Genomic DNA, 8,572 nt, shown 5'->3' on the forward strand with positions numbered 1-8,572 from the left:
TCGAGCCCGAGCAGCCGGGCCCGGATCCTCGGCAGGCAGCCCGATGCTCGTCCGTGCGCTTGACCGCTGAGCTCGCCCCTGAGCGATCGAGCGTGCCGTCAACGCGCGCATCACGGTGTCGCGCAGCCTGCCGCGAACCCCGGTCCCCGGAGCCAGGCCACTTCCGATGGGAGGCAACCCTTTCGAGGGCGAATACAGTGGATGGGGCGAGAGTTCGACCCAGGTGATACCGAGCCGCTCGGCGGCCATACCGCCGCCTGCGGTCAGGATGTCGGACACGACGAGATCGACGTTCTCCCGCTCGAGGTCGGGCAGCAACTCGGTCGAGACGAACGCCGCCCGTGAGTGGATGCGTTGTCCGGCATCGAGATCGTCGTCCTCCGGCCGCGGTGCAAGGCCACCCAACGGAAGCGCCCGCAGCCCCGCGGCATGCGCGTCGGGCACCCACCGGCTACCGGTGAAGAGGATCGGTTCGTCGCCTGCCGCGCGGAAGAGCAGAGACAGCGCGATTGCCGGAAAAGCATGCCCCGGATCGGGCCCGGCCACCACTGCTACTCGCACGAATACAGCGTGCCACACTCGAGCCGTGCCGCTCGACGTGTGCCGAGATCAGGTCGTGAGAGTCGGCCCGAACCTGTGCGGCGATCGGTCGAGATCGCGTTCGACGCAGCCTCGTTCACGCACTCTCGGTCCGGAGGTAACTGTCGACCGCATACGCCATCTCGCGTGTCACCTCGGTACCGGAGACACGCTCGGACACCATCTCCGCCGACTGCACCGCGGACTGCACCATCAGCAGCACCAGCGTGGCCAGAGTGGTGGGATCCCCCGCACGAATCGAGGAATCACGTTGTCCGGCAACGACCAGAGAAGACAGTGCGTCGATGATCAACGATTGACTGGTTCCGAGTCGATGCAGAATGTAGGTGGCCAACACGTCGGAATCGGAACGCAGAATCTTCACGAACAGCGGATGGAGTCGGATGCGGTCGGCAACTTCGCCGACGGCAGTCACGATCTGATCGCGAGCCGACGCGGTGGCATCGAAACTAGGAATCAGGGCGCCGATCTCACGAGTGAGCAGGCTCGACACCACTGCTCGCGTATCGGCCCATCTCCTGTACACGGTCGGCCTGCTGACCTCGGCACGACGCGCGATCTCGGCCAAGGTCGTGCGCTTGACTCCGTGTTCGAGGATGCAGGACCGGGCCGCGTCGAGAACGGTGTCCTCGACCGACTTCTCGGGAGCACCGGTTGGGGAGGGCGACTGCGGGGGCTCGGACGAGACAGGACTCGACACCGGCTGCTCGATCACGTGCCACCCTTCGCAATTCGGACAAAAGGACTGTATTTCCAGCGATAACAATCTTTTTCGTTACAGTACCTCACGGTTACACGCACATTGGGCCCGCAAATCACCGGTAACACTCATGCGCAATGTACGCCGGAGGCATCCGGCGATGAATCGTCTCGGTCACCACCACGGCCATCGTCAACCCTGGCAAGCTGATCGATGTGATCGACGAATCGTTGCAACCGTGACCCGATCGGTGACGGTGTTGACCAATCCGATGGCCGGAGGTGGGCGCGCAGGGCACGCCGGACGCGCGCCGTGGCGCGCCTGAGGGAGCGAGAACTTCACGTCACGGCCATCGAAGGCCGCACACCAGGAGATGCGCTGACATTGCTCGAGAAGGCCGTCGGCAGCGGTACGGACGCCGTGGTCGCCGTCGGCGGCGACGGGCTCGTCAATCTCGTCGTTCAAGTGCTCGCCGGCACCGACGTTCCGATGGGCCTCATCCCGGCCGGCACCGGCAACGATCTGGCCCGGACTCTGGGCCTGCCTCGCGACGATGCTGCCCATGCAGCCGACATTGTCGCCGACAACGTCACGCGCGCAATCGATCTCGGCCGGATCGGCGAGCGCTGGTTCGCCACCGTCCTGTCCAGTGGTTTCGACTCTCTGGTCACCGAGAGGGCCAAGCGACTGCGTTGGCCGCGCGGACCTCTCCGGTACAACGCGGCCATGATGCTACAGCTGGCGTCACTGGAAAAGCTCCCGTACGTCATCGAACTGGACGATGCCGAACTTCGCCTCGACGCCACCTTGGTCGCGGTCGGAAACGGCAGGAGCTACGGAGGCGGCATGGTCGTGTGCCCTGCCGCGCGGGTGGACGACGGCCTGCTCGATGTCACCGTCGTTCGCGCGGTGAGTCGGACGCGACTGCTCGGACTGTCGCCGACTCTCTATCGGGGAACACACATCGACTTGCCGGAGGTCGACACCTACACCTCGACGCATGTCACGCTGCGGTGCGACGGAATCGTCGCCTATTCGGACGGGGAACGTGTCGCAGAACTACCTGTTACCGCACGTTGCGTGTCGCGGGCACTTCGAGTGTTCGTAGATCAGGTTTCTGCGTCTCGTGGGTGACCGGTACCGCCGCGTCAGAACTTCAGCGACGAGCGATCGTCGTTCGACGAGATCGCCTTGTACAGCCACACCAGTCCCAACACGATCGCGCCGGCCACCACCAGCCAGAAGACACCCTTGACGATGGTGCCCAGAAGCGCGAGCGCAATCCAGATCAGAACGATGAATCCCAGTACTTTCCAGAACATGAGTGCTCCTACCGTGTCGCCGCGCACCGTGTCGTATCGCGTACTTCGATACTGTCACCAGGGCGCGACGAACACATCGGGGTGAACCCTGAATTGTCTCAGCGGTGCCGCGACCGGATCTGGTCGATCTCGGTGAGCGCCTCGGCCCATCCCTGCAGTCGATCCGTCGCCGACAGCAGCTCGCGTCGATGCGATTCCACGACCGTCGTCGACGCCGATCCGGCCGGTCCGGTCATCCGCGCGGCCGCTGCGACGAGCTGCTCGTACTGATCGACCCCGGTAGCGAGTTCGGCTGCAGCCGAGGCTATTCCGTTGCGCAGGTGTTCGCGGGTCACAGCGCTCGCCGCCCCCGCACGTTCCAGAGCGGCGATGTCGACGGCGACTCCTTCGAGACCGCGGGCTGCATCGGAGGTCACCGCGATCATCTCCTCGACGTCGTCGGCACCGATCGTCTCGGACCTCGCCAGGATCCCCAGCAGCTCGAACAGACTCTGCTCGGCACCGGCCAGTCGGGTCATCGACTCGTATGCGGCAGATCCGCGCTGCGGCGACACGCGCTTGGTCGGTAGGCCCACGGGGACCGGTTGAGCCCGAAGACGCCGCAACCGCGTCACCGCAAATGCCGCCGGGACGGCCATGAGGGCAGCACCACCGCCGCCCACGAACAGAGTCCACTCCGGTGCCGACAACACCGCCATCCCCGCAGTTCCCACCGCTGTAGTCGTGGACGCGGCTCCGAACCTGATTCCGCGTCGCCTGGCGCGGCGAATCTTCTTCAGATGCTTGACGCGGGGGTCCTTCCGACGTCCTGCAGCGTCGAGAATCGAGGTCCCGACGCTACGAGCGGACTCCGCCAGAGACCTGACCACTGCACCGGACTCGGTGACGGCCGCGATCACGGACTCTCGATCGAGCGAAACGGCCGGCCGCTTACGCGACCGGCCGGATTCGTGATCTCTTCTACCCATGTCGACGCTGCTGTCGGACGACCAAGGTGTTCGTCAGGTCGATCTACGCCTGAGCCGGGGGCTCGGGCGTCGCGTCCGGGGACTTGGCGATCGACGGCTTCGCCGCGGCATTGCCGGACGGCAGCGAGTCGCCTGCCATCGATGCGCGGATCTGCTCCAAGCGACTGTGGCCCGCCATCTGCACGGATGCCTGCTGGACCTCCATCATGCGACCGGAGACCGTGTTCTGCGCCAGCTCCGCCGATCCCAGGGCATCTGCGTAGCGACGTTCGATCTTGTCGCGCACAGCGTCGAGGCTCGGGGTGTTGCCGGGCGCGGACAGGGTGCTGTCCATCGACCGAAGGGATTCGCTGACCTTCTCCTGCATCTTCGCCTGCTCGAGCTGGCTGAGCAGCTTCGTGCGTTCTGCGACCTTCGACTGCAGAGCCATGGCGTTCTGCTCGACGGCCTTCTTGGCCTGGGTGGCCGCCTGCAGGGACTGGTCGTGCAGGACCTTGAGGTCCTCGACGCTCTGCTCGGCGGTCACCAGCTGCGCAGCGAATGCCTCGGCTGCGTTCGTGTACTGCGTGGCCTTCTCGATGTCGCCTGCGGTGGCGGCCTGATCGGCCAGCGTCACCGCTTGCCGAGCGTTCGCGTTGAGCTTCTCGACCTCGTCCAGCTGCCGGCTGAGCTTCATTTCGAGCTGGCGCTGATTACCGATGACGGACGCGGCCTGCTGGGACAGTGCCTGATGCTGCCGCTGCGCGTCTTCGATCGCCTGCTGAATCTGAACTTTGGGGTCGGCCTTCTCGTCGATCTTGGAATTGAAGAGCGCCATCATGTACTTCCAGGCTTTGACGAAAGGATTAGCCATGGGGTGGTCCTGCCTCCATCTGTTGCGCCGCGGTGGCCGCGTACGGGTCGGCTGCTCTCGCAGTGACCGAAATGAACCTGTCCGTGCTGTGAAAGTCGGGTGCGTGGTCTGGAGTGGAACTGGGTACTTTTCCGATCTTAGGCGGCGGCGAGAGCTCTGGCAGCAGGTGCCGGAATCACGACGCGAGTCTCGCCGTCGATACGGGTGGCGACAGCCGCGTCGTCGAGCCGCGCGGCCGCGGTGGAGGCGTCGGACAGTGTCACGCTGACATCGCTCATGACGTCCGAGAGAGGGACGGCGAGGGCGTCGCAGATCGCGGCGAGGAGTTCGCTCGACGCCTCCTTGCGACCGCGTTCCACCTCGGAGAGGTATCCGAGGCTCACGCGTGCGGTGTTCGAGACTTCACGCAGGGTTCGGCTCTGTGCGACGCGAGTACGCCGCAGACTGTCGCCGAGTGCTTCACGCAATAGCAGCGCCATCTCGCTCCTCCTCGTTGGTGTTCGTGCCGACGACTGTGCCGCCGAGACGACAACGTTCATATCTCGTTCGTCCGAAGCCGTCACGATGTTCAACGTCCCAGCCGGTCCGATTGGTTCCCGACCCTATATGCCCGTTCACTCCGACACGCGCCGAAGTTGCTCCGACACGGCTGCCAAGACTGTATCCCCCCGACTCGTTCGCCTGCTCGCCCGCGCGCGACACGGCCGTTGTCGAGGTCACGTCGGAAGGATTCACGCGGAGGACACGCCTCGTCGCAGACGAAAGGCCTGCACCACGTAGTCCAGGCCGGTGTACACGGTGAGTAGTACCGCCAGCGCCATCAGAGCAACCGCGAACGGGTCGACGACGCTCGGCAGCGGGCACAGGTACACCCCTATCGCGAACGTCTGCACCAGAGTCTTCACCTTGCCGCCGCGGCCTGCGGGGATGACGCCGTGGCGAATGACGGCGAACCGCACGGCGGTGATGCCGATTTCCCGCACCCCGATGATCACGGTCACCCACCACGACAGGTCGCCCAACATCGACAGTCCCACCAGCGCGGCACCGATCAGTGCCTTGTCCGCGATGGGGTCGGCCATCTTCCCGAAGTCGGTGACGAGACCGTATTTGCGGGCCAACTGGCCGTCGATCCGGTCGGTGATGGCAGCAGCAGCGAAGATCGCGGTTGCCGCCAGCCGCCAGGTCGTGTCCTGGCCGTCGCCGACGAACAGCGCTGCGAGAAAGACCGGAACCAGTGCGATCCGGAGCACCGTGAGGACGTTCGCGATATTGAGCAGGGGCACTTCGTCCGGCCCACCGGCGACAGCGTTGCTGTGGGGCAGCCCCGACGTGCGCGCAGAATCTCCTGTGCCGGACGCGCGGTTGCCCGGAATCTCGCCACTGGAAGGAACGCCGTGATCGGGCGTGACCGGCCCACTCATCGGCGAACCAGGGAGCCGTCGACGACGTACCGGTCGGCGTGTCGGCTTTTGCGCAGCACCGATCCGCTGAGACGGGGACACAGCTCACGAAGCGACACACGAAAAGTTTATCGGTTGAAGTACTGACTACTGTTCACCCCATGACTTCTGGGCCGAATCGGGCGAGTCGCGGCATCGCAGACCCCGACTCCGACGTGAATTCCGACATCGCGGACCGTCGCTCCGCGAACGACGGCACCCTCGTCGTGCGTCGAGCCAGGACCTCCGACATCCCCGAGATCAAGCGTTTGATCGACATCTACGCAGGACGCATTCTGCTCGAGAAGAACCTCGTCACCCTGTACGAGGCGGTGCAGGAGTTCTGGATCGCCGAGCGTGACGGCGAGATCATCGGCTGCGGTGCGCTGCACGTGCTGTGGGCCGATCTGGGCGAGGTTCGCACCGTCGCCGTCGATCCCGCCGCGAAGGGACACGGAGCAGGCCACCTGATCGTCGCCAAACTGATCGAGGTCGCTCGCGATCTGGCGCTGCAGAAGGTGTTCGTGCTGACCTTCGAGGTGGATTTCTTCTCCCGACACGGATTTGCCGAGATCGACGGAACCCCGGTGACGGCCGAGGTCTACGCGGAGATGTGCCGGTCGTACGACACCGGCGTGGCGGAGTTCCTGGACCTGAGTTACGTCAAACCGAACACTCTGGGCAACACGCGGATGCTGCTCTCGCTCTGACAGAATTCCGGTATCACCCCACGAATCCGGAAGAGAGCTCCATGCCACTGATCGCCGTCAGCTACACCTACTCGCCCGCCACCACGGAAGGACGCGACACCCACCGCGCGGCACACCGTGCCTGGCTGGCCGACCTACTCGACCGGAAGACCCTCGTGTCGAGCGGGCCGTACGCCGACGGCAGCGGCGCACTGCTGCTGGTGGAAGGTCCCGATGCCGCCACCGTCGAAACGCTGTTCGCGCAGGATCCGTTCGCGGTGGAGAACCTGATCGAGACGGCAACGTTCCACGAGTGGACGCCCGTCATGGGCACTTTCACATCCTGATCGGCCCGCTCACCCGGTTCGCGTGAATGGACCATTGCACACCGCCGAGACGGCTGCAGTGGTTCATTCACGCGAACCAGGACCGTCAGAACTCGTCCGACGCGGGCTGCTCGTCCGGGTCGCCGCCTTTGATCGACCACAGCAGACCGTCGAGCTCGTCCGGTTTGACGAGCACCTCGCGGGCCTTCGATCCCTCACTGGGGCCGACGACTCCGCGGTTCTCCATCAGGTCCATCAATCGCCCGGCCTTGGCGAAGCGACTCGAAGCTTGCGTTGCAGCATCGACGTCGAACCGAACTGACTCGTCACGACCAGCTCGACCGCCTGCAACAGCACGTCGAGGTCATCGCCGATATCGGGGTCGACGTCCTTCTTGTCCGAGACCTTCGCGGCGGTGACGGTCTCGTTGTACTCGGGCTCGGCCTGGTTCTTGGCGAAGTCGACGACGGCAGCGATTTCCTCGTCGGTGATGAACGCACCCTGCAGACGCGTCGGCTTGCCTGCACCCATCGGTAGGAAGAGCGCGTCGCCCATACCGATCAATTTCTCCGCACCCGGCTGATCCAGGATGACGCGGGAGTCGGTCAGGGACGAGGTGGCGAAGGCAAGACGCGACGGCACGTTCGTCTTGATCAGACCGGTGACGACGTCGACCGAGGGACGCTGGGTGGCGAGCACCAGGTGGATGCCGGCTGCACGCGCCTTCTGCGTGATCCGCACGATCGCTTCCTCGACGTCACGGGGAGCGGTCATCATGAGGTCGGCCAGCTCGTCGACGATCGCGAGGATGTACGGGTAGGGCCGATAGACGCGTTCGCTGCCCAGCGGTGCGGTGATCTCGCCGGAACGCACCTTCTTGTTGAAGTCGTCGATGTGGCGGACCTTGTTGATCTGCATGTCCTGGTAGCGCTGCTCCATCTCCTCGACGAGCCAGGCCAGAGCCGCGGCAGCCTTCTTGGGCTGCGTGATGATCGGGGTGATCAGGTGCGGAATGCCCTCGTAGGGCGTCAGCTCCACCATCTTCGGGTCGATCAGGATCATCCGAACCTCGTCCGGCGTCGCCCGAGCGAGCAGCGAGACGAGCATCGAGTTCACGAAGCTCGACTTACCGGAACCGGTGGATCCGGCCACCAGCAAGTGGGGCATCTTCGCGAGGTTGGCGCTGACGAAGTCGCCCTCGATGTCCTTGCCCAGTCCGATCACCAACGGGTGGTGATCCTTTCGCGTCGACGGTGCGGTGAGCACGTCCGCCAGGCGGACCATCTCTCGGTCCGAATTGGGTACCTCGATACCGACCGCGGATTTACCCGGGATCGGCGCGAGCAGACGCACGTTGTCGGTGGCGACGGCATAGGCGATGTTGCGCGCGAGTGCGGTGATCTTCTCGACCTTGACGCCGGGGCCCAGCTCCACCTCGTAGCGGGTGACCGTGGGCCCGCGGGTGAAACCGGTGACCGCAGCATCGATCTTGAACTGTTCGAGTACCTCGGAGATCGCCTCGATCATGGCGTCGTTGGCCTGGCTGCGGGTCTTGGGCGGATCCCCGTCGATCAGTAGCGACAGCGACGGAAGCGTGTAATCCCCGTCGACGACGCGATCGACGACGATCTTGTCGTCCTCGGCTGCCTGCTTCGGTTCGGCTGCCTTCACG

At 64.8% G+C, this 8,572-nt stretch carries 9 protein-coding genes and 2 pseudogenes; 3 read left to right on the forward strand and 8 right to left on the reverse strand.

Features of this window, described 5'->3' with window-relative positions:
• Both RHBS_RS19965 and RHBS_RS19970 read right to left on the reverse strand, forming a co-directional pair.
• Window positions 1-561, reverse strand: a pseudogene (locus tag RHBS_RS19965) (glycosyl transferase); the annotation flags it as partial.
• 115 nt (window positions 562-676) lie between these two features.
• The gene (locus RHBS_RS19970) at window positions 677-1,315 is read right to left on the reverse strand and encodes a TetR/AcrR family transcriptional regulator (RefSeq protein ID WP_237669473.1); all 639 of its coding nucleotides are present in this window, start codon (window positions 1,313-1,315) and stop codon (window positions 677-679) included.
• Between the two features lie 297 nt (window positions 1,316-1,612).
• Between RHBS_RS19970 and RHBS_RS19975 the strand changes: the two genes are divergently transcribed.
• Window positions 1,613-2,434, forward strand: a complete 822-nt coding sequence (locus RHBS_RS19975) for a diacylglycerol kinase (protein ID WP_306303561.1) — start codon at window positions 1,613-1,615, stop codon at window positions 2,432-2,434.
• 14 nt (window positions 2,435-2,448) lie between these two features.
• Here RHBS_RS19975 and RHBS_RS29165 read toward each other — a convergent pair whose 3' ends face one another.
• From RHBS_RS29165 to pgsA, 5 genes are all read right to left on the reverse strand, one after another.
• A complete protein-coding gene (locus tag RHBS_RS29165) occupies window positions 2,449-2,622 on the reverse strand; it encodes a hypothetical protein (protein WP_187298568.1) in 174 nt (57 codons plus the stop codon).
• A 98-nt stretch (window positions 2,623-2,720) separates the two neighbouring features.
• A complete protein-coding gene (locus RHBS_RS19980; RefSeq protein WP_237669476.1) occupies window positions 2,721-3,590 on the reverse strand; it encodes a hypothetical protein in 870 nt (289 codons plus the stop codon).
• A gap of 43 nt (window positions 3,591-3,633) precedes the next feature.
• Window positions 3,634-4,443, reverse strand: a complete 810-nt coding sequence (locus RHBS_RS19985) for a PspA/IM30 family protein (protein ID WP_094615295.1) — start codon at window positions 4,441-4,443, stop codon at window positions 3,634-3,636.
• 137 nt (window positions 4,444-4,580) lie between these two features.
• The gene (locus RHBS_RS19990; RefSeq protein WP_121870061.1) at window positions 4,581-4,922 is read right to left on the reverse strand and encodes a helix-turn-helix domain-containing protein; all 342 of its coding nucleotides are present in this window, start codon (window positions 4,920-4,922) and stop codon (window positions 4,581-4,583) included.
• 252 nt (window positions 4,923-5,174) lie between these two features.
• Complete coding sequence (pgsA, locus tag RHBS_RS19995; protein ID WP_121870062.1) at window positions 5,175-5,867, reverse strand: CDP-diacylglycerol--glycerol-3-phosphate 3-phosphatidyltransferase; 693 nt, start codon at window positions 5,865-5,867, stop codon at window positions 5,175-5,177.
• Between the two features lie 140 nt (window positions 5,868-6,007).
• On the opposite strand from pgsA, the gene RHBS_RS20000 reads away from it, so the two are divergent.
• Together RHBS_RS20000 and RHBS_RS20005 are read left to right on the forward strand one after the other, a co-directional pair.
• Window positions 6,008-6,595 (forward strand): amino-acid N-acetyltransferase, encoded by a 588-nt coding sequence (locus RHBS_RS20000; RefSeq protein ID WP_128646292.1) that lies wholly within the window; start codon window positions 6,008-6,010, stop codon window positions 6,593-6,595.
• A 41-nt stretch (window positions 6,596-6,636) separates the two neighbouring features.
• Window positions 6,637-6,921: a YciI family protein gene (locus RHBS_RS20005; protein WP_128646293.1), complete on the forward strand. Its 285-nt coding sequence runs from the start codon at window positions 6,637-6,639 to the stop codon at window positions 6,919-6,921.
• A gap of 85 nt (window positions 6,922-7,006) precedes the next feature.
• Here RHBS_RS20005 and RHBS_RS20010 read toward each other — a convergent pair.
• Window positions 7,007-8,572, reverse strand: a pseudogene (locus RHBS_RS20010) (DNA translocase FtsK); the annotation flags it as partial.

Origin of the sequence: Rhodococcus sp. BS-15 (assembly GCF_000813105.1) — a bacterium.
GTDB lineage: Bacteria > Actinomycetota > Actinomycetes > Mycobacteriales > Mycobacteriaceae > Rhodococcoides.